This window comes from Methanothermobacter sp. THM-1, assembly GCF_009914355.1.
Classification (GTDB): Archaea; Methanobacteriota; Methanobacteria; order Methanobacteriales; family Methanothermobacteraceae; genus Methanothermobacter; species Methanothermobacter wolfei.
Genome location: NZ_CP044013.1, coordinates 1,005,806 through 1,028,348, shown reverse-complemented (window position 1 = coordinate 1,028,348; position 22,543 = coordinate 1,005,806). Strand labels below are relative to the sequence as shown.

Sequence of the window (22,543 nt, the reverse complement as noted above, 5' to 3'; positions counted from 1 at the left end):
GGCGTATGTAAATTAGATCGTTGAAAGGAGTAGAGGGATTGTATGGATACTGACAGGATCATTGACCAGCTACACATCTATGAAAAAAAGGTCTTGAAGGCATTTGAAGACTCAGACAGGCCATTAAAACCTGAAGAGATAGCAGAAAGTCAGGAAATGGATATAAAATCTGTTATGAGTGCAGTGGGGGCCCTTGAATCGCGTGGATTTGTGAGGGTCATCAAGGATGTCCAGGAATACGTATCACTCACCGATGATGGGCGGGTCTATGCAGAGGAGGGCCTTCCCGAGAGAAGACTCATTGAGGTTCTTGCAGGGGAGGGTGAGCTTGATGTGTCAGAGCTTGCTGAAAGGGCGGGCCTTGACAGAAAGGAGTCAGGGATTGGTATTGGCTGGCTCATGAGGAAGGGGTGGGCAAAGATAGATGATGGCAGGGTTTCCCCGGTCCAGGAAGGGACCCCAGGGAGGGGTGCTGATGAGGAGCTCCTCCAGATTCTCCTCAGGGGGCCGGTAAGACCCGATGAACTTGATGACAGATTAAGGGCGGCCTACAGGGACCTTGCAGGAAGGAAGGGGATAATTGATATCCGGAAGGTCAAAAGTCACACCATAGAACTCACACCCGAGGGCAGGAGGCTCCTTGAGAGGGGTGTTGAGATTGTTGAAGAGGCAACACAGCTCACCCATGAGCACCTGAAGACAGGGAAATGGAGGGAACTCCACTACAGGGGATATAACGTTGATGCAGAGTATCCTATGGTCTATCCGGGCAAGATACATCCCCTGAGGCGTATAATCAATGAGATCAGGTCAATATTCCTGGCCCTTGGATTCACGGAGTCACGCGGACCCGTGGTTGAATCCGCCTTCTGGAACTTTGACTGTCTCTTCCAGCCCCAGGACCATGCTGCAAGGGAGATGCAGGACACCTTCTATGTGAAGAACCCACCATTCGCCCAGCTCCCCACTGATGACCTTGTAGGGAGGGTTCAGAGCGTCCATGAGGATGGTGGATCAACCGGTTCCGAGGGATGGCAGTATGAATGGGACGTTGACGTTGCAAGGCAGAGCGTCCTCAGGACCCACACAACATGCGTATCTGCAAGGTTCCTCACTGAAAACAGGCCGCCCCTCAAGATGTTCTCTGTGGGAAGGGTCTTCAGGAGGGAGACCATAACCTACAAGCACCTGCCAGAGTTCCACCAGGTTGAGGGAATCGTTGCAGGTGAGGATGTGAACTTCAGGAACCTCCTGGGCATCCTGCGGGAGTTCTACAGAAAACTTGGATTCAGGGTGAGGTTCAGGCCGGCTTACTTCCCCTACACTTACCTCTCCACTGAATGTGAGATCTACCTGCCTGATAAGAAGAGCTGGATAGAACTCGGCGGAGCAGGAATGTTCAGACCCGAGGTGCTGGAACCCCTGGGGGTTGAAACACCTGTGGCTGCCTTTGGCCTAGGCATAGAGAGGCTTGCAATGATAAGGCTGGACATAAGGGATATAAGGCAGCTATATCAGAGCGACCTTGGATGGCTGAGGAAACTCCCGGTCACAGGGGATCTCCAGCTATAATAAATTTATTTATTAAATGGGTTTCTGATGATCCCGGCGACCTCAATTGTATTCATTTTGATGCCTGTGGCTCACTGATAAGGTAGTACTCCCCATCATCACGGAGAGTCCTCCTGATTAGTCCCTTGTTCTCAAGGGATACTATGATACTGTACATCCTCCTGGTGCTGAGCTTAAGGGGCCCGTAGAGGAGGTGGCCCTCAAGGATGTATCTTGGAACGGCCCCGTCTGCTGAGATTTCTTCTATTAGCCTGAGGGCTTCCTCCTCGACGTGGTTCAGCTCGGCTTCCCTGACCTCACTCTGGGTCTCCATCACCTTTATCTCTTCATCCAGGTTCTCCGCCTGAATCTTACCATTATCCCTTGAAACGAGCCCCTTCCTTTCAAGGTTAAGGGCTATTTCATGGTATTCATGTTCAGGGAGGTCAAGGTTCCTTCTGAGCATCTCCTCGGATACGGCCGTGTTCATGTCCATTTGCATGTACTTTAGTTCCCTGTAAACCATGTTCTCCTTTCTTGTTATGATCTTCAACTGGAGCCTCCCTTAAGGGTTGTCACGTAGGGGGGATTATGCCGGTACGAGTATCTCCGCTGCCACCAGCCTGCAGATGTCGGTCTTTGTTATTACACCCACGGGTTTATCATCTTCCATCACCAGCAGGCCTGAAATATCCGCCCGCAGCATGAGGTTTGCAGCATCCTCTATGTTGTCGTCTGCTGAGATGGTTATGACCTCGTCAACCATTATGTCCCGGACCTTCAGGTCCCTCTCAGGGTGTTCGCTGTCAGGTTTTATGGATCCAAGCACCCCTATAAGGTCAGTGTAGGATACGACACCAGCAGGGTTACCTTCATCATCAAGGACAAAGAGTCTGCGGACCCCATGTTTGTACATCTTCTCAAAGGCTTCAAGGGGCCTTGTATGGAGGCTTATCGTTATAACCTCAGGGTTCATTGCTTCTTTAATCTTCATTATCATCCCTCAAAAGTTTGGATGTAATTAATATGTTGTCGTGTATTCATATGTTTTGTGATGTTGCCTCCATGACCAGAGCAGACAGGCGCCACCGGAAGTCTATTCGTATGTTTTGTCATGTACACCTCCAGTAGATTTGGAGTTCCATCCGGTCACCGGCTGGCAGCGCCATACCATTATAAATAAAGGAGACATATTAAGGTAATAATCTGTTGTTTTCTGAAGACAATATTGCATGATAACAAAAGTTTAAATATGACTTTAGATTATTAATATAATAAGTTAATATAAATCTAATCAGAGGGTAATAGTATGATGAGAATAAGCATGTCTCTACCAAAGAAGTTGCTGAACGAGTTTGATGAGGTTCTAAGGGACCGCGGATACCAGTCAAGGTCAAAGGGTATAAGGGACGCCCTTAAAGACTACATCGTCAGGTATCAGTGGATGAATGAAATGGAAGGAGAAAGGATAGGTATCATTGCAGTCATCTATGACCACCACTACACGGGGGTCATGGAGGACCTTGCAGACATACAGCACGACTACCGGGAATACATCAACGCAGTCATGCACGTCCACATGACCGAGAAGCACTGCCTTGAAGTCATCGTGGTCAAGGGTGATGTTGCAAAGATCAGGGAACTCACAGAAAAGATGATGAGGCTCAAGGGCGTAGAACACGTGAGGCTCACCAGCACATCAACAGAACAGAAGATAGAACACGAGCACTAGTATCAATGAGATTCAGGGTCACACCCTACCATCATAACCTTCTAATGGACCACCAGCGCCTCTCAGCCTTTTATGAAGCAATATCCTCCAGTGCACGGGGAGTGACATATGACCTTGGCGCTGGAAGCGGGGTCCTTTCATACTTTGCAGCGGGAGTCTCGGAGAAGGTCATAGCGGTTGAAAAGGATCCGAAGATAGCAGCCTGTGCATCAGAGAACCTCTCCCATCTTGAGAATGTCAGGGTTGTCAACCAGGACGCCCTGGAATTTGAGTTCACCGAACCTGCAGATACCATAATCTGTGAGATGCTTGACACGGCACTCATAGATGAAGAACAGGTGCCGGTCCTTCAGAGGGCCATGGATTTCCTTAAACCTGACGGTAGGGTTATACCATTAGGGATCCTAAATGCAGCTGAACCCGTCCTGATGAATTCTGATAACATAATCTATGATGAGCGGGGATCTGATTCCAGGTCTGCTGGTCCACTGAGGGTCTACAGCCGTGTTAACTTTAAGGGGAACCTGGATGACAGGTTCAGGGGACGGTTGAAGCTCAGGGCAACAGGACCCTTCAACGGTATCAGGATAACAACCTTCACCATCCTCCAGGATGATATAATCTGCGGACCAACACCCATGATGAACCCACCCCTCATGATACCCCTGGGTTCGGCTGAAGAACCTGGAGAGGCTGAAATAGAACTCTCATACAGGATGGGCGGGGGTCTAGGTTCCATCAGGGCCGAGGTCCTCTGAGTGCCGGGTTATAGGTTGGAGTAACGGCTGGCTGAAGGGGACTCTGAGTTGGAAGCCGAGACCCCTTCATGGGGATGTTCACAGACAGGTTCCGGTAATCCCATGCCCGTGACAGCCTATTATAAAGAGTTCGGGGTTATTTCCGCAGCTTGTCCAGATAAGATTCCAGTTTATGATGGCGGTCTTTTCCATGTTAAAGAAGAAGCTTGATGATTTCCTCACAGACTGCAGAAGGCTCCTTGTACTTACAGTCGGGAATGAACTGAGGGGAGACGATGGTCTCGGACCCTACCTCGCATCCCTCCTCAGGGAGCCCCTCACAGGGATGGGCCATGTACTCATAGATGCAGGCACCGTCCCTGAAAACTTCACAGGGAGCATAAGGAAGGAGAAACCCAGCCACATCCTCATCGTCGACGCGGTTCAGATGGAGGCTGAACCAGGAACATCAGGCTTCATTGAAAGGGAACGTATCTCAGAGTACAGCATCTCAACCCATGCCATGCCCATCTCATTCCTTGTAAAGTACCTTGAGGAGCAGGGAGATTACAGGATAGCCCTCATAGGAATACAGCCAGAGAACCTTGAATTCGGGAGGGGACTATCCCCACGGGTTGAAGGAGCCGTCCATGAGCTCGCATCCCTAATCCTGAAGGCCCTCGAATCATAACTTCAGGGCCTTTACTCATAAATTAACTTTTTATGGGATCCCCCATAATAGATAATTAGTTTCAGGGATTAACCTCCTATAGGTTGGTAAGTGATAGTTTATTTACGTGATAACATGAAGATCCTCTTTATCGGTTCAAGGCTGTTCAATGATGTTGCCGGCTACGCATCAGGGATGGGTGTCACGACCATACTTTCAGAGTCAAATCCCAGGGCACCGAACCTGGAACTTGCAGATGAATTTTTCATACTCCCCAGGGGAATGGAGGCCCCCATGGAACTTGCAATCCATGAGGATGTTGATGCGGTCATCCCCCTCATCGGGGTTGACGGCCCCCTCAGGGAGGTTGCCTGGATGAAACAGGAACTTGAGGGTGAATACGGGATCCCTGTGGTGGCATCGGGTCCAGAGGCAGCCTCCATATCAACAGATAAACTGAAAACCAAGGAATTCTTCACAGAGAATGATATAAGGACCCCTGAATACAGGTTCATATCATCCCCCCATGTGAAGGCTTTACCTGCAGTCCTGAAACAGAGGGAGGGCCAGGGAGGATCGGATATAAGGATAATAAGCAGTGAAGCGGAACTTGAGGACTACCTCAGGGTCCATGGATCTGCAATCATGGAGGAATACATACAGGGCCATGAAATCTCTGTGGAGGTGCTCCGCTGGAAAGGCAGGTCCCTCCCCCTGGTGGCCGTGGACAAGGGACTGACAAGCACTGAGGGAATACATCCCCTCAGGAAGATAAAGAGGGCCCCTGCAGCCATCAGGGGATTTGATAATTCAGCCGCCCTTGAAATGGCCTGCAGGATAACCGACCTCTTGGGTGCAGAGGGGAACACGGATGTTGACATGATACTCTCAGACGACGGTGAACTCCATGCAATAGAGGTCAACACAAGGCCCAACGGTACAAGGTACATTTCAGGGGCTGCAACAGGGATAAACCCGATGCACAGCCTTGTTGACATGGCCATTGGCAACTGGGCCCCTGAAAGGCTGGAGAGGAAGGCCTACCATGCCGTGGAGATACCTCTGGGCAGCCCTGACACAGAACGCGTATCCAGGATCCTGGGGGATGCTTCATGGACACTCCATGGCCCTGAAAATCACAGAAGGATAACAGTATGGGATAGGAGACCGGAGAGACTTGAAGAGGTTGTTGAAGAACTCAGGGTGATATCATGAAGACGGAGTTAATGGTACTCATTGTAAGCGCCGTTGCATCGGCCTTTTTCACGCTTTTCATACGGAATGTTCTGAGGAGTGCAGGTATAGGGGATAAGCCCATCGTCACTGAACACAGCCACAAGGCAGGCACACCCACAATGGGTGGACTTGGAATGCTCATGGGACTTCTCCTTGCAGCCATATTATACCGCGGAAACCAGTACCTGGTCATAACAGCATTCATAATGCTCACGGCAGCAATAATCGGCCTCCTCGACGACCTCCTGGGACTGAAGGTTAAGGAGTTCCAGAAGATCGTCAGGAACGTTTCAAAGAAACCCGTGGAGATAGGGCAGCTTGTTCTTGGACCTGGAGAGGAGGCGAGGGCCGCCACCAGGAAGGCAAGGTCAGATCTTAAGGCGCTGCTCTCAGAGGGCCTCGTGGAGGTTGTTGGGGAGGCACCCATAAAGAATGAGGTCAGTGAGGGTGAGAAGATACTGGCCCAGTTAATGATAGCACTCTTCCTGGTCATCTCAGGCACCATTACAGAGCTTGGAGGGTTCTACCTGGGCATTGCCGCTGTTCCCTTCATCATAGGGGGTATTGTGGGGGCCATAAACGCGGTTAACCTCATCGATGGCATGGATGGAATGGCTGCAGGCATCATACTCATTGCATCAGCATCATGCGCAGCATTCATTGGGATTTCAGGGGGCTCCGCCGGGACGGTTCCCTTCATGGTCCTTGCAGGCATATCACTGGGATTCCTTGTATTCAACAGGTACCCTGCAAGCATATTCATGGGTGACACTGGTTCATTTGCACTGGGGGCAGGATACGCCACCGCAGTCATGCTGACAGACACGGTATACTTTGGTGTTCTTGCACTGTCAGTCCCCATAGTCTCGGTAATCGTGAGCCTCCTTCACAGGGCAGGGGTAATAAGGCTTCCGGTTGAACCGCTCCACCACACACTCCACTACAGGGGGATGTCCGAGAAGAAAATCGTCCTCCTCTACTGGCTCATAACCCTCTGTGTATGTGCACTGGGCCTTTACTTCCATGGAGCGTTCCCTGCATGAAGTTTCTGAATGGCGTGGGCCCTTGAGGGTTTGAGATGGTTATGGGCTGAAGTGCCCTGAGACTGAGAATGGCAGGGCTGGAGATTGTTATAGGCTAGGGTGTCTGGAGGGGCCGTGAAAGACTTAATAAGGTTGGAGATGGTTATGCGTCTTGGGGAACTTGCAGAGAAGGTTTCAGGGAAACTCATAGGGGATGACGCCGAGTTCAGGGGTAGGTTCACCACCCTTGGAGGCGCCAGAGAGGGGGACGTGGTCATAAGGCACTGGATTGACGATAAAGGAGTTAAAATTGCCTCAGAGAAGGGAGTCTCTGCAATAATAACCCAGTACCCCAGGGGAGAGGCTTCTGAACTCCATGAAGTCCCTTTGATACTCGTGGACCGTATTGAAGTTGCCAATGCCTTCGCCCTCTCCTGGTCTGTGAAGAACTTTGCACCTTCATCACGCAGAGTGATCGTAACGGGTACCAACGGTAAATCAACAACCACCCACATGATCACCCATATACTGAGAGAATCCGGGAGATCCGCCTACACAAACACGGATTTAAGATCAGAATTCAACACCCTCATAGACCCCGTGGTTTCACAGCAGATATCCGAATCAGGAAGCCCTGAATTCCTCATAATAGAGGTTTCAGAGGTCCAGGGATGGCTTGGAAGGGTTATGAGGGACCATGCATACATGATGGCCTCTGCAGTTGAACCCGAGATGGCGGTCATCACCAACGTTGCAATGGACCATATAGGACTCGTTGACTCTCTGGATGATGTTTTCAGGGAGGTATCAGGAGCTGTTAGGGCCCTGAAGGAGGGAGTGGCTGTTCTGAACGCCGATGATCCAAGGGTCCGGGAGATGGCGGACATCAACCCCCACGCCAGGGCCGTGTTCTATGGTTCGGGCACGGAGGTGAGGTACGATGAAGGTATCTACTGCGGGGATGAACTACTGGTGTCTCCCCATGAACTCCCCCTAAGGGGTGAGCACTTCATACAGAACACCCTGGCAGCGGTTGCAGCATGCAGGGGACTCCGGTTATCCCTTGATGATATCAGGGATGGTGTAAGGACCTACAGGCCGCTTAAGAGGAGGTTCTCGGTTCTGATGGAGAAACCACTTGTCATCGATGACTTCGCCCACAACCCGGATGGTATAAGGTCAACGGTAAGGAGCGCCCTGAAAACCCTGAAGGGGAGGCTCTGGGTTGTTAATGCCATAAGGGGGTCGAGGGGTGAGGAGATCAACCTCCTGAATGCAGGGGCCCTTGCAGAGTCATTGAAGGGTGCCGGGGCAGAGCTCATAGTAACCGCAAGCAGCGACCTTGTGGACAGGCAGAACACGGTGCTTGAAAATGAGAGGAGGGCTTTCCTGGGCGTCCTTGAGGATAACGGAATAGAATACAAGTATATTGAAACACTCAGGGAATCCCTCAAAACGGTTCTTGATGCAGCATCACCGTCTGACACGGTACTTCTCCTTGGAGCCCAGGGTATGGACCCGGCATCCAAGGTTCTGAAGGAAATAATGGGAAATTCATGATCTGAATCCATCTCCCATGAATCATTTTTTATTCATGATTCAGGTCGATCCCACCATAAGTTTATAATGAATGTTCATACTTGCAGACATAACTAAAGTTCCTATAAGAGGCTGCCACCATAAGTTTATAATGAATGTTCCTAAATAACTAGTCTCCAGAGCTCAAACATAATACAAGGAACCATAAAACAAAGGTGAAGCCGATGTTCATAAAGATCAGAAGGGATACCCTTGTGATACTCCTGCTGGCATTCATCCTCATCCTATCGGGTCGTGTGATGACCTACCTTGCCTATGCATCATCAACAGAGGATGTGAACGGCGTGCCCATAGCAGGCATAATCGTTAAGGGTAATGATATAGTCCCTCTATCATCAATAAAGGCCAATATATATGAATCAGGACTCAGGCCTGGAAGCTACATCAAGGGAGATGTGCTTGTAACTTCAAAGAGAAAGATCCCTCTCAGTGAAGCCATTGAGAATGCTGAAAAGTTTGTCAAGAAAACAACCATACCCGGTACGCGCGTGACCCCGATAGCCGCTGCAGATGTTAAGGTGGATACGAAAACAGGCATAGTAACGGTTAATGTTATTGAAGACTTTGCAACAGTAAAGATTACCAACAGAACCGGAGGTAGTGGTTAATGCAGAAATTTAGCAAGTTACTGCTGCTTCTAATCATATTCAACCTGCTCATAGGGCCGGTGTCTGCAACGATGAACGTCATAGTTATAACCGATCCTACAGGCGCCGACCCCAATGGCGCGGCTGCAGGGAGTATGTCCTTTGCCCAGAACATGTTCCAGTCAACCTTCCTCATGTCAAAGGAGAAGAGATTCGCTGTTCTCTCAGGGGGTGAGGGTGCCTCCACTCCAAGGCTCATGGCCATCATGGATGTTATAAATCGACTTGAGAATGGTGCAACAGCAGCAGAGGCAGCATCCGCAGCCAACAGTTATCCCGGTATAAGGGTCATGTGCGGAGGTCCGGGCATAGGGGCGGCAGTCGGTGGTTCCTTCGATGCCTACGTCGTGATTGTGGAGGATGATGGCACCATAACCGTCACACCCTACTCAGGGGGCCTTGCAGTGCTGCCGCCTGGAAAGAAGGGTGCCATCATACACCTCAGGAACACCCATGGCAACCCCAAGTACGGTACGGCCACCCGTGTAAGGCAGGAGACAGCCATTAACATCGGTAAGATGATAAGGGATGGTTACTCCGCCACCTACATTGTCGGTAAGGTCTTTGAGGAGGTTGCCAAGGATGCGGGTGAGAAGTATGGTGGTGGTGCGGTTAACCTGGCCTCCGGTGTATCAACAGGGGACATGTTCACACCCGAAAACCTCAATGAGACAGGTTACCCCATGGATGAACCCTATGTGAAGGTCTGTGATGAGTGCGGCTGGAGTGTGGGGTACCCTGCAGCCGAAAACTATCAGGTATGTCCGGTGGATGGAAGCAAACTCAAGGTAATATACGCATATGAGGCCCTCAAGAACGCCATAACGGTAACCAATGGATCAGTCTCGGTTTCTGTTTATGGAACCGACGAGGCGGGAGTGGTGCAGACGACACAGGAGATTGTAAGGGCATCGGTGAGGAAGAACGGTTACAGCTCAGAGGCAATAGCACGCTCGATAAACAGGGCCATAAAAAACGGGTTCCTTGTGGGGGTGAATTATGTTGAACCAAAGGACATCAATGTGAAGCCCAGCTCAAGGGCCGTGGGGGTTTACTACACGCCACTTCCCGGTGAAAGGACCTCACCGCCCATGGAGCTTCCTGTAAGCTCGTCTCTCCTTGAGGCGCTGGGGAACATACAGACAGCCCTCGGTTTCATCATGGTGCTCCTTGTGCTCTTCAGGAGCAGCCTTATAAGTTCATTCAGGAGGAGCTAGGGATGTCTCTTATAATCATAAGGGCTGACAGCAATGAGAAGATCCTCAACGCCATAGCTGACCTTGAACGTCATGGCGGACTCAAGGTCATCGGAAAACCCCGCCTGATGCGGAGGGAGCTGGCTGACAGGCTGGCATCCTCCATACTTGGAGGTCCGTTAAGGAGCCGGGCCTCTGCCGCTGCAGTTGTGGAGGTTGAGGAGGATGATACAGAGAGCATAATGGCCGTCAGGAGGATACACCCCCCGGCGCATCTGATCGTTGTAAGCAGCGAGTACGATGAGTACGGTGAGCTCAGGGATATATTCAGAAACCTCAGGGTTATGAGGGGATATTATTCCCATAAGGGGTAGAATAAGTTGTTTTTTGATTCATAATATCCTGCACTGGTCCGGTCCTGGGGCATAAGGGGTAGAATGGGTTGTTTTTTGATATTTTTATTCCCTGAGGACGATTTCATCCTGTAGGGGATAAAATGAGGGGGTTATCAGCTCCTCTTTATCCTGGCAATATCACCTATGGTGGCTCCCCTGAAGCCTCCAGCCTCAATTTTATCGGTTTCATCCCCCTCGAACTTCTCAAGTAACTGGATATTAAGGAGCCTTTCAAGTTTCTTTGCGAGTTTAATATCAGGTTCCATCCTCTCGGATTCGATCCTGTTTATAACGGATACCTTTTCATTTATCCTTTCTGCGAGATCCTCCCTTGACCATCCCCTTGACTCACGCTCTGCCCTTATGATCTTCCCATAATCCTCAACAACTTCATAGATGGGTTCAGGTCCTCTTGAACGTGCGGGTCTTCTTTTCACAGGACTCTTTCTGGGTTTACGTGGTTCTCTCTGGACTTTACCGAACCTTGAGCATTCCTTGCAGACATCCATAACTGAGCTATCGATTTTTGTCTTTATAGGTTTTCCAACAATTCTTTTACCGCAAATCTCGCATCTCATGAAGATCCCTTTTTATTTTATTCTAGATTTATTCCACCCCAATATTTAAATATTACTAGGGACAAGATAGTATACAACAAAATTTAAATAGGAGTGTTCTAAAATCATGGAAAATAACTCCCAGAATGTAATGAAAAAGATTGAAGACCTCAAAAAAGAAATTAGAATGCTTAAAGAGGAAAATTCCAAGACAAAAAGGAATCTGATGTGGAAAATCAGAAAACTTGAGAAGGATAAACTTTTAATTGAAAATGAGAAGACAAGGCTTGACAGGGAAGTTAAATCCCTGCGTGGTGAGATAGAAAGGTTCAGGACACCACCACTGGTCATAGCCACAATCACAGAAGTACTTGATGATCACAGGGTCGCAGTAAAGAGCAGTACCGGCCCCCACTTTGTAATAAATTATTCAAGATTCATTGACAGAAAACAGCTCGAGCCAGGTGCAAGGGTTGCATTAAACCAGCAGACCTTCAGCATAGTTGATGTGCTGCCATCAGAGAAGGACCCTGTTGTAACTGGCATGGAAGTTGAAGAAAAACCAGAAGTCTCCTACGATCAGATAGGCGGCCTTGAAGAGCAGGTCAGGGAAGTCAAGGAGACGGTGGAGCTTCCACTTAAAAAACCAGAACTCTTCGAGAAGATAGGTATAGAGCCACCTAAAGGCGTGCTTCTCTACGGCCCGCCGGGTACGGGTAAAACACTCCTTGCAAAGGCGGTTGCACATGAAACCAACGCCACATTCATAAAGATAGTTGCATCTGAATTCGTGAGGAAATACATCGGTGAAGGTGCAAGACTCGTCAGGGGAGTCTTTGAACTTGCAAAGGAGAAGGCTCCGAGCATCATATTCATAGATGAGATTGATGCAGTGGCAGCTAAGAGGCTTAAGAGTTCAACAAGTGGCGACAGGGAGGTTCAGAGGACCCTCATGCAGCTCCTTGCAGAGCTTGACGGGTTTGAGTCAAGGGGTAACGTCGGTATTGTCGCTGCAACCAACAGACCTGACATCCTTGACCCTGCCCTCCTGAGACCTGGAAGGTTTGATAGGTTCATAGAGGTCCCGCTTCCAAATGAGGATGCCAGGAGGGAGATCCTCAAGATACACACATCTGGGATGGCCCTTGCAGAGGAGGTCGACATAGAACTCCTTTCAAGGATCACTGACGGAGCATCAGGCGCTGACCTCAAGGCGATATGTACCGAGGCAGGTATGTTTGCAATAAGGGAGGAGCGCGATGAGGTCACAATGGCCGACTTCATGGACGCCGTTGACAAGATAATGGGTGTTGAGAAGGAAGAGGAATACAAACAGGAAACCGGAGTAATGTTCGGTTAATCACCGATTATGGCCTGTGATGAACCCTATGAGCTCTGAAAAGTGATGATTGATGGGCGATCTGAGGCTGTAATCATAAAACACCTTTTTTCTGATAAATTCTGACATGGAACGTCCTGTTTTTTTTGATATTCTTTTTGATCAAGTTAAATTCTGAAGTTAATCTGATTTCATTCGCAGATTCGTTCCGAGTCTCTAATTATGAGCTTGTTTTCAGGAATTCAGACTTCCTCCCAGAGGCTTCCAAGGACGGCTTTCTTCCTGGTTTTAACTAGTTTAGGGATCCTTCCAGCAGTCCCTGCATGCTCCCCAACCACAACCATAACCCCCCGGAAGTGCTCACGGAAGTCATCAGCCCTTTCAAGGGCAGACTCAACAGCAGACCTCTCATCAGGGCCCCTTGCACTGTTCGCTATTGATGTGGCCAGGGCATCTGCTACGCTGGCTTCAGATGCAAACACGGTCACAGAATCCGCCCTCCCGAAACTTATCGAGTGACCCACTGTTCCCGATGAGGTGCAGATCCCCCGCGCCTTTCCGGGCTTTATAAGGAAGCCCACCTCACCTGAAAGGGATGAAGAACCCGCATAGAGACCTACGGTAACCTTACGGTCATTTATAAGGGCTATGTCGCCTCCGTTATCAACTATCGTGCATCTTGAGCCGAGCTTCATGGTGTGCATCAGTGAGAGCTGTGATATGGTCCCTGCAACTGCAGCCATCGGGCCGACCTCAGCCTTCCTCGCAGCCCGGGACATCATCCTCACAATAAGGGGGCCCTCCTCAACATGCACCGGCTCAAGGGAGGTTAGAAATTCCGGATCCCTCCTTATGTATTCCTTGAGGAGCATCCTCTCCCCCAGAATAAACCCGGCAAGACCATGGTCAGTAACGTCTGTTACAAGTTTTATCCTTGTCTCATCAATATTTATCTTCTCACTGATCATCATATCAACCAGCATATTAATTGAGGCTGTTTCATCATCAAAGAGTCGGGGTACACCAGCATAATTTCAAGACCCCAGCATCCGCCCATACCAGTAAATATAAAAAGATGAACCACATACCTAATCTTAGTCAGCTAACTGTTTTACAGAATATCTTGGCTTCACTGTGATTAATATGTTTGGCAGAGACAGATTCTATCCTGGTGAAAGGATCCTCTACGAGGCACATCCAAGGTTCATTCTAAACTCCAGATCAACGCTTATTAAGGTGATACTCTCACTCATAATAGTCTACTACTTCCAGAGGACGGTTGAATTCGCAGGGAGCCTCTCAAGGGTATTCCTTGAAAGATACGGGTTCAACTTCGCCAGCACTGCGGTGATCATCCTCCTATCAGTGCTGTTCATATTACTTATCAGTATAATGTGGGACGTGCTCTCCTGGAGGAACAGGAGATACCTGGTGACGGACCAGAGGGTTATTGTTGAATCAGGCGTCATCAGAAAGAAAAGGTTTTACATCCATCACGATAAAATAGTTGACGTCGTATTTTCACAGGGCCTCACCGAGAGGCTGCTTAACTCCGCTGACGTTGAGGTCTACGGGGGCCATGAGGGGACGCACATAGTCCTTGAGGACGCACCATCACCCTCAAGGATAGAGAATTATATCAACAGATCCACCGGAGGAGGGACAGCGGACCATGCAGCCGAGATAATAAGGGAGCTCTCAGATGAGACCCCGGATAAACCAGGATTCTCAGACCCATCCTTCTGGGAGTCCGATGAGGAAGAGGAACAGGAAGAAGAGTACGCAGATAAACCAGGGTCCGTTATGGAGAGACATTCAAGGAAATTTAAAAGGTTAAGGGAAGAGGATGGTGAAGAATGAGGGACTATGATGTTATCATAATGGGGGCAGGACCGGCCGGATCAACCCTTGCAAGGCACCTGGCAGAGAGGGGATTCAGGGTATGCATCCTTGAAAAGAAGAAAATAATAGGGGTGCCCCTCCAGTGCGCGGGCCTGGTCTCACACAGGATAAGGGAGGTTAACATGCTCCCCGATGAAGTCATAATAAACAGTGTAAGGGGCGCCTTCCTCCATTCACCCTCCGGGGTAACCCTTAAGGTTTCAAAGGACAGGCCGGAGGCACACGTCATTGACAGGACAGCATACGACCAGTACCTTGCAGACCTGGCCCGTGAAGCAGGGGCAGAGATCAAACTCAAAACACATGTCAGGGGCTTCAAGGAGAAAACAGGAACGGTATACGTCAACGGCCAGGAGTTCAGTGCAGGTGTAATAGTGGATGCCAGGGGGTCCAGGGCAGCCAGAGGGAAGTACCATGCACTGCAGTGCCTTGTAAGGTTCAATGACCATGAAATGGACACCGACTTCGTTAACCTGAAGGTGGACTCCAGACTCTCACCGGGTTTCATCTGGAGGATACCCCTGGATGAGAGAACCGCAAGGGTGGGGCTTTTCGGACCCTTCAGGGGTGCAGGAGACATCCTCAGGGATTTCCTCTCAGATATCAGTTCGGACTTCCAGGTCCTTGAACGGTACCATGGCTTCATACCCATCCATGATAATAAAACGGAAACCGTAAGGGACAGGCTCCTTGTCATAGGTGACGCCGCAGGACAGGTTAAACCCACAACCGGCGGCGGCATAGTCCTCAGCTCAAGGGCAGCCCTTGCCGCTGCAGAAGCAATCCAGATGGCCCTTGAGGATGACATAAAGCTACTTGAAACCTACAGGGATGGGTGCAGGAGAATCTACAGCGAGGAGATAAAGAACCAGTTAAGGGTCCAGAAGACCTTCGCCATGCTCTCAGACGATGACCTGGACCACATATTCAGGAAGATGAAGGAGTACGGTGCAGAGGATATAATATCAAGGTACGGTGACATGGACATACAGACACCCCTCATAAAGGAGTTCATAAGGAGAGGGCTCCTCTTCAGGATCATCCCATCATTCCTTCTTAAAAGGGTGGCCGGCATATGGAAATACTAGTGATACTCTCACAGGAACACCCCAGCCTCCCCCTGGCAGAACTCAGGGCAGTCCTTGAGGCAGAAAAGATCAGCTTCCGCATAAAGGAGGCAGGGAAGGGCCACGCAATTATAGATGCACCCCCCCAGGCCCACAGGATCCTTAAGGAGAGACTCGCATATGCACATGAGGTATGCCAGCTCCTCACATCCTCAGGGCTCGATGATAGTGAGGACGCCTTCAGATCAATCCACTGGAAGGACATCATCGAGGGCAGCTTCGCGGTGAGAATAAGGAAACTTGACGGGGACATCGATTCGCAGGAACTTGAAAGAAGACTCGGAGCCATCATTAAGGAGGATACCGGTGCAGCCGTTGACCTTGAGGATCCATGGACACTCATAAGGCCCGTGCTTGCAGGTGAAAGGTTCCTGATAACAAGGAGGCTTGCAGAGATCACCAAGGACCACTTCAACCAGGCAAAACCCCATCTGAGGCCCTTCTTCTACCCCGGCTCCATGAGCCCCAAGCTTGCAAGGTGCATGGTTAACCTATCAGGTGTCAGGGCCGGTGACAGGGTGCTCGACCCCTTCTGCGGCACCGGAGGCATCCTAATAGAGGCAGGGCTCATGGGAATCCACGTCATCGGGGCGGATATAGACTGGAAGATGGTTGAGGGGACAGAGCAGAACCTCAGACACTACGGGATAACAGACTTCAAGGTTATAAGGTCCGATGCAAGGAACCTGAAACTCCAGGAACCTGTAAATGCCATAGTAACAGACCCCCCCTACGGCATATCCGCTTCAACAGCAGGCGAGGAGAGCGAAAAACTCTACAGGGAGTTCCTTGACTCGGCACACCCACTTCTAAAGGATGAGGGGACCATATGCATGGCTGCCCCCCACTACATAGACCTTGAGGCCCTCATGGATGAAAGGTTCCATGTAAGGGAAAAATACAGTATAAGGATGCACAGGAGCCTCACACGGGTTATAAGGGTTATTGAGAAGATCTGAACACACAGTTACCCTGCCCGGGAAGCTGTGAATGGATGATATCTACATTTATATAGACTTACAAACTAAGAGATTCCCATGGAAACATTTATGAAAACTTGAAAGGGGATGCAATTGCAGGTTAGAGTACTTGACACCACACTGAGGGATGGAGAGCAGACACCGGGGGTATCCCTGACCCCCGAGGAGAAACTTAGAATAGCACTTAAGCTCGACTCACTGGGCGTGGACATCATCGAGGCAGGCTCAGCCATCACATCAGAGGGTGAAAGGGAGGGCATCAGGATGATCACCTCCGAGGGCCTTAATGCAGAGATATGCAGCTTCGCAAGGGCTGTCCAGGATGACATAGACGCGGCCATCTCATGCGACGTTGACAGCGTGCACCTGGTGGTGCCAACCTCTGACCTGCACCTCCAGCACAAGCTCAGGAAGACCGAGGAGGAGGTCCTTGAACAGGCAGTGCAGTGCACAGAGTACGCTGCAGAACACGGCCTCACCGTGGAGCTCTCTGCAGAGGACTCAACAAGGAGCAGGATGGAATTCCTCAGGAGGATATTCACCGAGGGGATCCAGGCAGGGGCAGATAGGATATGTGCCTGCGACACCGTCGGCATGCTGACACCCGAACGCTCCTATGAATTCTACGGTGAACTCTCAGGACTCGGAGCACCCCTCAGCATCCACTGCCACAACGACTTCGGACTGGCGGTTGCAAACTCCCTTGCAGGGCTGAGGGCCGGCGCCTCAGAGGTCCATGTAACCATAAACGGTATAGGTGAAAGGGCAGGGAACGCAGCCCTCGAGGAGGTGGTGGTGGCCCTCTACTCACTCTATGATGTGAAAACAAACATCAACATAGAGATGCTCTATGAAACATCAAGGATGGTTGCAAGGATGACAGGGGTCTACCTCCAGCCAAACAAGGCAATAGTCGGGGAGAACGCCTTCGCACATGAATCAGGGATACACGCCGATGGAGTGCTTAAAAAGGCCGAAACCTATGAGCCCATAACACCCGAACTGGTAGGGCACAGGAGAAGGTTCGTCATGGGCAAACACATAGGCAAACATGCCCTGAGGAAACGTCTCGATGAGCTTGGCCTCAAGGTGAGCGATGAAAAGCTCATGGAGATATTCAGGAGGGTGAAGGCCCTGGGGGATATGGGTAAATGCGTCACCGACGTGGACCTCCAGGCAATAACCGAGGACGTGCTCGGACTGATGGAGGACAAGGTGGTTGACCTTGAGGAGGTCACCATAGTCTCGGGTAACAGGGTTACGCCGACAGCATCCGTTAAACTGAAGGTTGACGGTAATGAGGTCCTTGAGGCAGGCACAGGTGTTGGACCTGTGGACGCCGCCATAGTGGCCATAAAGAAGAGCCTCGCTGACTTTGCAGATATAACCCTTGAAGAGTACCACGTGGATGCCATAACAGGGGGTACCGACGCCCTCATCGATGTTATCATAAAACTTAGACGCGGGGACAGGATAATAAGTGCCAGGAGCACACAGCCAGACATCATCATGGCAAGTGTGGAGGCATTCCTCAGCGGGGTTAACCGTCTCCTTGCCTATGAGGACTGAGACCATTCATGGTGATTGAGGGTGAAGATAGAAGTTGCAGGTTACAGGGGGAGAATAGGGAGTGTTGAGGGCATACTCTCTGAACTTAGGAAGTTCAGGGGCACCGTCCAGCTACTTGATGCCAGGGCAGTGGCAGGGAGGGACCACGCCCTACATGGAGCCCTCCATGCAGTAAGGGCCTTTGAGAGGGGTAACAACATATCCTCTGACACCGGTATTGAGGTCTGCCTCAGGATAGCCGGGATGAGGCAGATAAGCAGGGCCCTTGAACTCCTGGGTATACGTGAAGGTGAAATGGAGATCTGCGCGGTCCTCATTGACTGTGATGAGGGATTGGAGTTCCTTGATTCAAGATTCCAGAGGGATGACGGTGTCCTTGAACCTGATGAAGAGTACCTCAGGAGGCTCTACGGCCTTGGCGCTGAAGCGGATCTTCTTGGAGTTGAGGACGCCCTCATCGAGAGGACAACCATGCTGATTATTGATTCATAGGTCCTCTTTCCATGGTCTTATGTGGATTCTCATGCTACGGGTTCAGTATCCATGAGATAGTCTACGATTACCTTTCATGATCTTTTCATGTGGATTCTCATGCTGATTATTTATTCATATGGGTAGCTGTATGGGATGTTATGATGGTCCTGGGGAGAAAAACAAACAAAGAAACAAAGAAAAAAAGGAGCTGTATGGGATGTTATGATGGTCCAGGGATGACGCCCCTGATTATCTCAACAAGCCCCTCAAGGTTTTCATCTGTAAGGCACCTGACATCAAGGTTTTTAACCTCAACCGCAACCGCATCCTCAAGAACCCTGTCATAGAGGGGGCAGGCAGTGAATATGCTTCTACCATCAGCATTCACAAGGCCCCTCAGCACCCTGGCATCCCTCCTCGGATCCTCCGAGGGGATGATAACATTCACACCCCTCCTTTCAGGGTGCAGGGCCCCTTCAAGGTTCTTCTTAAGGTAACTGCACGCCCTCAGTGTCTCCCTGAGGTTGACCCCGGCACTTTCAAGTTCAAGGGTGACGGCAGCCCTCACATAGGGGTCTGCCCTGAGGCATGAGACAAGGGCGTCCCTGTCAAGGAAGCCGGGGATGGATGTTGATACGAATCCGCCGCCACCAGCATTGACGGTCTTGGGGGAACCCGTTGATGCAAGGATGATGTCACTGTACCTCCCGTTGCACAGCCTCCCCTCAGGGTCCGAGACGCTGCCTGAGGCATCCTCCACGAGGATGGCGCCATGGGATCTGCACACCTCCCCCAGTTCCCTGATGGGCTGTTCAGCGGTGTAACCTGCGAAGCTTGTTACAAGGAGTGCCGAGGCCCCTGTCTCTTCAAGGGCCGATTCAAGGGTCTCGGGGCTGATCAGACCCCTTTCTGTCTTAAGGGGGATGGTTTTCCTTCCAGGTATCGGGGGGATCCTCCTGAAGCCACGCCACCCACCCTGGTCCGGTATAAGTATGGAACCCTCGAGGCGTGATGCAACAAGGAGTATGGTTGCGCTGCCACTGTTCACCAGGAGGGCAGCCTCATGTCCGGTGATCTCCTTTATCCTCTCTTCAGGGTTGGGTATATCATCGTAGAGCGCTGCCCTGCAGACAGCCCTCCTTGTTTCAGGGGATGGTCTTCTGAATCTAAGTTTCATGTTCATCACATTCTTTAAGGGTTTTTCCTGGAGACAGCCCCCTAAAGGCCACATATTATCATCAAATTTTCGGGTCCTTAATTGCTCCTGCAGAGGTCGTTCAGGAATTCTATCATCAAATTTCTGGATCCTTAATACATGAAGTGAGGTCTAATTTTCCTTTGAATCATGGGGGTCCCGTCGGGGTCAGCTGAAGAATGAGTCCAGCGTGGTCTGCCTTGAAGCCCCCAGGTCCTTAAGGAGGCTGCTCCTCTTCATGAAGCTTTCAAGTCCAAGTCGCAGTTTACTGTCCATGACCTTAAGGGCGTCTTTAAGGTCATTGAATATGAGCGGCTCCTCCTTCATGGCATTCTTGACGTTCTCCCTGACGTTGAAGACACCCAGCGGCACGTATCCAGGGTATGCCTCCCTGAGTATGAATGCGCCTGCCTGTCTCCCGATCCTGTCAAGGGCCTCAAGGACGGCCATCTTTGCACTGTAGTAGCAGCCACCCACCCTTGAGTACTCCCTCTTACCGGGTCCTGTTTCATGGTCCGAGAAGATCATTGCATGTTTATCAGACTTCATGAAGGCCTCCATCCACTCGTACTGCCATTCTGATGGTGTCAGGAGTACCAGGTAATGGTTCTGGAGGCTTTCAAACTCGTAGAGGTGATATGCATCCAGGACTTCATATTCGACCACCCTTTTCATGAAGTGGTCTGCCAGTGTGCTGTCACAGGCGGTTATGGACCACCTTGTGGGGACCAGCCTCCTTCTCCTGCCATCACCGAGGGCACCCACCGAGAGGGCCTTCTGGACGGCTGAAAATGGTACCTCCCTGCTGTGGAGTTCTATTATGGCTTCCGAGGCCTTCAGGTCGGTGTCATAGTAGGCCCTTTCAAGCTCACGGTCCCAGCGGACGTTATCTATCTCGAAGTTTTCTATGACTGCGCTTGGACCGTGGGGGGTCTGTTCCTCACTGAAGAATAGTCCCCTGGGTTTTTTCCTGAATCTTGCTTCGCTTTCAATAGCCCCTGATGAGAGGGATATCTCCTGGAGCTTCTCGACGAGTTTAGTGTCAAGGTCCCTTACCCCCACAAGCTGTTTTCCCCTTACAAGGTTGAGTCGGTAGTCTATGATCTCCTCCTGGGTCTTCTCTTCAGGTATCCATCGTTCAGGGGAGTCGAATATCTCCACTTCCCCCTGGAGAGGGGCTATCATGGGCCCGGCGTATACCTTCGGGTAGTTCCAGCTTCCTATGAACACCGATGGAGGTGTTGCACCCTCCAGTTCCTCACCCACACTGGTTGATTTCATCTTAAGGTCCCTTGTTAGCCTCTGGAGGAATGCGTACTTTGATTTTATCATCATATGAAGGTTTCAGCTGAGGGGTTATATCTTTTATGATGCGCTTCCCTCCTTTTATCTGTCCTGAGTTTAAGGGAGTTCACCATTAACTGATGGTCATGTAAGTCCTGATAACCCCCAGGGAAGCCTATGAATGCTCAGGGCTCTGGATGATGCGGATTCAGATTATCTGATTGACCTTCAGGGGTTACTGGATGACTTTGATGATAATCTGAGCTATTAAAAATGCCTAATTGATTTAAATATCCCCTTGCACGTTTTAATTCTTTTATTTTTATTTTAAGGTGTTATTGACTGTTTATTGGTTATTTTAAGATCTCTGGTTCAGTCGTCTATCCCATGAAAATTCACAGGAAAATTTTAATAACAATAAGTTATTTTAACTCCTTTTTAACTGTAAAAGTTTGAACAGGCACCAGAGATTATTTATCTTGTCATAATTATTTTAAAATTGTTTTAGATTATTTTTGTGTCTTATTTTTTTATTTGGAGATGTTTTGTTGAGTCGTCTGCCTTTATAAATGGAGTGCATTATTGGGGGTCGACAAATTTATATATCTGAAAGGAGAAATTTCATAGCGTTAAGGGTCAAACAGAGAAAAAATCCGCCCTGTTAAAATCAGACCAAAATGGGATTGAAACATTAGATAGAAAAGGTAAACAAAATATAGTCAACTTGTTAAAATCAGACCAAAATGGGATTGAAACGAAGAATAACCAATTAGAAGAAGTTAAACCGGAAAACGTTAAAATCAGACCAAAATGGGATTGAAACGTTATAGTAGCATTAGACGGTATGCTACTAAAATCGTTAAAATCAGACCAAAATGGGATTGAAACCGCTGGACATACACAGTACAATTATTCGGAATAATAGTTAAAATCAGACCAAAATGGGATTGAAACTTAGCTGTAGTTGTAGTTTTTTTACCACCAAACAAAGTTAAAATCAGACCAAAATGGGATTGAAACACCATTGAGTGGTATCATGAAATTCTTTATTTCTTTGTTAAAATCAGACCAAAATGGGATTGAAACGTGGTGAAGGTATAAATACTAATCGTAAAACTGCATAGTTAAAATCAGACCAAAATGGGATTGAAACTATCCATGCTGAAATGCAGTAGTATCAAAGGTTTTAGTTAAAATCAGACCAAAATGGGATTGAAACCAATTAGACTATATACATGATATGTATTTAATCATGTGTTAAAATCAGACCAAAATGGGATTGAAACATCCTGATTCTCTAGTGAATATCCTAGAAAATCGTGTTAAAATCA

At 49.5% G+C, this 22,543-nt stretch carries 22 protein-coding genes and 1 CRISPR repeat array (1 of these 23 only partly in view); of the genes, 16 read left to right on the top strand and 6 right to left on the bottom strand.

The annotated features are described in order from the left end of the window. The first annotated feature begins 42 nt into the window (after positions 1 to 42). A complete protein-coding gene (locus tag FZP57_RS05330; protein ID WP_191216029.1) occupies positions 43 to 1,572 on the top strand; it encodes a phenylalanine--tRNA ligase subunit alpha in 1,530 nt (509 codons plus the stop codon). Between the two features lie 52 nt (positions 1,573 to 1,624). Here FZP57_RS05330 and FZP57_RS05325 read toward each other — a convergent pair whose 3' ends face one another. Further along, positions 1,625 to 2,104, bottom strand: a complete 480-nt coding sequence (locus FZP57_RS05325) for a hypothetical protein (protein WP_145924535.1) — start codon at positions 2,102 to 2,104, stop codon at positions 1,625 to 1,627. Positions 2,105 to 2,140: 36 nt separating this feature from the next. Then, a complete protein-coding gene (locus FZP57_RS05320) occupies positions 2,141 to 2,545 on the bottom strand; it encodes an HPP family protein (RefSeq protein WP_074359090.1) in 405 nt (134 codons plus the stop codon). A 315-nt stretch (positions 2,546 to 2,860) separates the two neighbouring features. Between FZP57_RS05320 and nikR the strand changes: the two genes are divergently transcribed. From nikR to FZP57_RS05275, 9 genes are all read left to right on the top strand, one after another. Continuing rightward, the gene (gene nikR / locus FZP57_RS05315) at positions 2,861 to 3,283 is read left to right on the top strand and encodes a nickel-responsive transcriptional regulator NikR (RefSeq protein ID WP_191216028.1); all 423 of its coding nucleotides are present in this window, start codon (positions 2,861 to 2,863) and stop codon (positions 3,281 to 3,283) included. A gap of 5 nt (positions 3,284 to 3,288) precedes the next feature. Continuing rightward, positions 3,289 to 4,041, top strand: coding sequence for a methyltransferase domain-containing protein (locus FZP57_RS05310; RefSeq protein WP_074359088.1), 753 nt, complete (start codon positions 3,289 to 3,291; stop codon positions 4,039 to 4,041). Between the two features lie 190 nt (positions 4,042 to 4,231). Continuing rightward, entirely contained in the window at positions 4,232 to 4,711 is a 480-nt protein-coding gene (gene hycI, locus FZP57_RS05305; protein ID WP_074359771.1) for a hydrogenase maturation peptidase HycI, read from the top strand. Between the two features lie 114 nt (positions 4,712 to 4,825). Continuing rightward, positions 4,826 to 5,905, top strand: coding sequence for an ATP-grasp domain-containing protein (locus FZP57_RS05300; RefSeq protein ID WP_191216027.1), 1,080 nt, complete (start codon positions 4,826 to 4,828; stop codon positions 5,903 to 5,905). After that, positions 5,902 to 6,969: a glycosyltransferase family 4 protein gene (locus tag FZP57_RS05295; RefSeq protein ID WP_074359086.1), complete on the top strand. Its 1,068-nt coding sequence runs from the start codon at positions 5,902 to 5,904 to the stop codon at positions 6,967 to 6,969. Before FZP57_RS05300 ends, FZP57_RS05295 begins: the two co-directional genes overlap by 4 nt. 144 nt (positions 6,970 to 7,113) lie before the next feature. Continuing rightward, positions 7,114 to 8,508 carry a Mur ligase family protein gene (locus FZP57_RS05290; protein WP_191216592.1) on the top strand — a complete coding sequence of 465 codons (1,395 nt, stop codon included), beginning with the start codon at positions 7,114 to 7,116 and terminating at the stop codon, positions 8,506 to 8,508. Between the two features lie 203 nt (positions 8,509 to 8,711). Then, positions 8,712 to 9,155 carry a hypothetical protein gene (locus tag FZP57_RS05285; RefSeq protein WP_074359085.1) on the top strand — a complete coding sequence of 148 codons (444 nt, stop codon included), beginning with the start codon at positions 8,712 to 8,714 and terminating at the stop codon, positions 9,153 to 9,155. After that, a complete protein-coding gene (locus FZP57_RS05280) occupies positions 9,155 to 10,411 on the top strand; it encodes a hypothetical protein (protein WP_074359084.1) in 1,257 nt (418 codons plus the stop codon). The genes FZP57_RS05285 and FZP57_RS05280 overlap by 1 nt, the downstream gene beginning before the upstream one ends. Before the next feature lie 2 nt (positions 10,412 to 10,413). Continuing rightward, positions 10,414 to 10,764 (top strand): DUF356 domain-containing protein, encoded by a 351-nt coding sequence (locus FZP57_RS05275; protein ID WP_074359083.1) that lies wholly within the window; start codon positions 10,414 to 10,416, stop codon positions 10,762 to 10,764. 134 nt (positions 10,765 to 10,898) lie between these two features. On the opposite strand, the gene FZP57_RS05270 is transcribed toward FZP57_RS05275, so the two are convergent. Then, positions 10,899 to 11,363, bottom strand: coding sequence for a multiprotein bridging factor aMBF1 (locus tag FZP57_RS05270; protein ID WP_074359082.1), 465 nt, complete (start codon positions 11,361 to 11,363; stop codon positions 10,899 to 10,901). A gap of 106 nt (positions 11,364 to 11,469) precedes the next feature. Here FZP57_RS05270 and FZP57_RS05265 point away from each other — a divergent pair, with 106 nt between their 5' ends. Beyond that, positions 11,470 to 12,702, top strand: a complete 1,233-nt coding sequence (locus tag FZP57_RS05265; RefSeq protein ID WP_074359081.1) for a proteasome-activating nucleotidase — start codon at positions 11,470 to 11,472, stop codon at positions 12,700 to 12,702. 221 nt (positions 12,703 to 12,923) lie between these two features. Here FZP57_RS05265 and FZP57_RS05260 read toward each other — a convergent pair whose 3' ends face one another. After that, positions 12,924 to 13,649, bottom strand: coding sequence for a UPF0280 family protein (locus FZP57_RS05260; RefSeq protein WP_074359769.1), 726 nt, complete (start codon positions 13,647 to 13,649; stop codon positions 12,924 to 12,926). Positions 13,650 to 13,824: 175 nt separating this feature from the next. Here FZP57_RS05260 and FZP57_RS05255 point away from each other — a divergent pair, with 175 nt between their 5' ends. From FZP57_RS05255 to cgi121, 5 genes are all read left to right on the top strand, one after another. Next, entirely contained in the window at positions 13,825 to 14,541 is a 717-nt protein-coding gene (locus FZP57_RS05255; RefSeq protein WP_191216026.1) for a PH domain-containing protein, read from the top strand. Beyond that, positions 14,538 to 15,671 (top strand): geranylgeranyl reductase family protein, encoded by a 1,134-nt coding sequence (locus FZP57_RS05250; RefSeq protein WP_191216025.1) that lies wholly within the window; start codon positions 14,538 to 14,540, stop codon positions 15,669 to 15,671. The genes FZP57_RS05255 and FZP57_RS05250 overlap by 4 nt, the downstream gene beginning before the upstream one ends. Next, a complete protein-coding gene (locus FZP57_RS05245) occupies positions 15,659 to 16,669 on the top strand; it encodes a TIGR01177 family methyltransferase (protein ID WP_191216024.1) in 1,011 nt (336 codons plus the stop codon). Before FZP57_RS05250 ends, FZP57_RS05245 begins: the two co-directional genes overlap by 13 nt. A gap of 114 nt (positions 16,670 to 16,783) precedes the next feature. Beyond that, positions 16,784 to 18,259 carry a 2-isopropylmalate synthase gene (locus FZP57_RS05240; RefSeq protein WP_191216023.1) on the top strand — a complete coding sequence of 492 codons (1,476 nt, stop codon included), beginning with the start codon at positions 16,784 to 16,786 and terminating at the stop codon, positions 18,257 to 18,259. Between the two features lie 21 nt (positions 18,260 to 18,280). Then, positions 18,281 to 18,751 (top strand): KEOPS complex subunit Cgi121, encoded by a 471-nt coding sequence (gene cgi121, locus FZP57_RS05235; protein ID WP_191216022.1) that lies wholly within the window; start codon positions 18,281 to 18,283, stop codon positions 18,749 to 18,751. 202 nt (positions 18,752 to 18,953) lie between these two features. On the opposite strand, the gene FZP57_RS05230 is transcribed toward cgi121, so the two are convergent. Both FZP57_RS05230 and FZP57_RS05225 read right to left on the bottom strand, forming a co-directional pair. Next, positions 18,954 to 19,910, bottom strand: a complete 957-nt coding sequence (locus FZP57_RS05230) for a DegT/DnrJ/EryC1/StrS family aminotransferase (RefSeq protein ID WP_191216021.1) — start codon at positions 19,908 to 19,910, stop codon at positions 18,954 to 18,956. A 186-nt stretch (positions 19,911 to 20,096) separates the two neighbouring features. Then, positions 20,097 to 21,260: an Nre family DNA repair protein gene (locus FZP57_RS05225; protein ID WP_191216591.1), complete on the bottom strand. Its 1,164-nt coding sequence runs from the start codon at positions 21,258 to 21,260 to the stop codon at positions 20,097 to 20,099. A gap of 612 nt (positions 21,261 to 21,872) precedes the next feature. Continuing rightward, positions 21,873 to 22,543: a CRISPR direct-repeat array (repeat unit 30 nt; unit sequence GTTAAAATCAGACCAAAATGGGATTGAAAC); it runs 5,972 nt beyond the window's last position.

Bases quoted from the DNA above. Each gene is read 5' to 3' on its own strand.
- nikR (WP_191216028.1), top strand. From the start codon at position 2,861: ATGATGAGAATAAGCATGTCTCTACCAAAGAAGTTGCTGAACGAGTTT.
- FZP57_RS05225 (WP_191216591.1), bottom strand. From the start codon at position 21,260: ATGATAAAATCAAAGTACGCATTCCTCCAGAGGCTAACAAGGGACCTT.
- FZP57_RS05245 (WP_191216024.1), top strand. From the start codon at position 15,659: ATGGAAATACTAGTGATACTCTCACAGGAACACCCCAGCCTCCCCCTG.
- FZP57_RS05320 (WP_074359090.1), bottom strand. From the start codon at position 2,545: ATGAAGATTAAAGAAGCAATGAACCCTGAGGTTATAACGATAAGCCTC.
- FZP57_RS05290 (WP_191216592.1), top strand. From the start codon at position 7,114: ATGCGTCTTGGGGAACTTGCAGAGAAGGTTTCAGGGAAACTCATAGGG.
- FZP57_RS05250 (WP_191216025.1), top strand. From the start codon at position 14,538: ATGAGGGACTATGATGTTATCATAATGGGGGCAGGACCGGCCGGATCA.
- FZP57_RS05275 (WP_074359083.1), top strand. From the start codon at position 10,414: ATGTCTCTTATAATCATAAGGGCTGACAGCAATGAGAAGATCCTCAAC.
- FZP57_RS05300 (WP_191216027.1), top strand. From the start codon at position 4,826: ATGAAGATCCTCTTTATCGGTTCAAGGCTGTTCAATGATGTTGCCGGC.
- FZP57_RS05310 (WP_074359088.1), top strand. From the start codon at position 3,289: ATGAGATTCAGGGTCACACCCTACCATCATAACCTTCTAATGGACCAC.
- FZP57_RS05330 (WP_191216029.1), top strand. From the start codon at position 43: ATGGATACTGACAGGATCATTGACCAGCTACACATCTATGAAAAAAAG.
- FZP57_RS05295 (WP_074359086.1), top strand. From the start codon at position 5,902: ATGAAGACGGAGTTAATGGTACTCATTGTAAGCGCCGTTGCATCGGCC.
- FZP57_RS05265 (WP_074359081.1), top strand. From the start codon at position 11,470: ATGGAAAATAACTCCCAGAATGTAATGAAAAAGATTGAAGACCTCAAA.
- FZP57_RS05285 (WP_074359085.1), top strand. From the start codon at position 8,712: ATGTTCATAAAGATCAGAAGGGATACCCTTGTGATACTCCTGCTGGCA.
- FZP57_RS05230 (WP_191216021.1), bottom strand. From the start codon at position 19,910: ATGAAACTTAGATTCAGAAGACCATCCCCTGAAACAAGGAGGGCTGTC.
- hycI (WP_074359771.1), top strand. From the start codon at position 4,232: ATGTTAAAGAAGAAGCTTGATGATTTCCTCACAGACTGCAGAAGGCTC.
- FZP57_RS05280 (WP_074359084.1), top strand. From the start codon at position 9,155: ATGCAGAAATTTAGCAAGTTACTGCTGCTTCTAATCATATTCAACCTG.
- FZP57_RS05270 (WP_074359082.1), bottom strand. From the start codon at position 11,363: ATGAGATGCGAGATTTGCGGTAAAAGAATTGTTGGAAAACCTATAAAG.
- FZP57_RS05260 (WP_074359769.1), bottom strand. From the start codon at position 13,649: ATGATCAGTGAGAAGATAAATATTGATGAGACAAGGATAAAACTTGTA.
- FZP57_RS05255 (WP_191216026.1), top strand. From the start codon at position 13,825: ATGTTTGGCAGAGACAGATTCTATCCTGGTGAAAGGATCCTCTACGAG.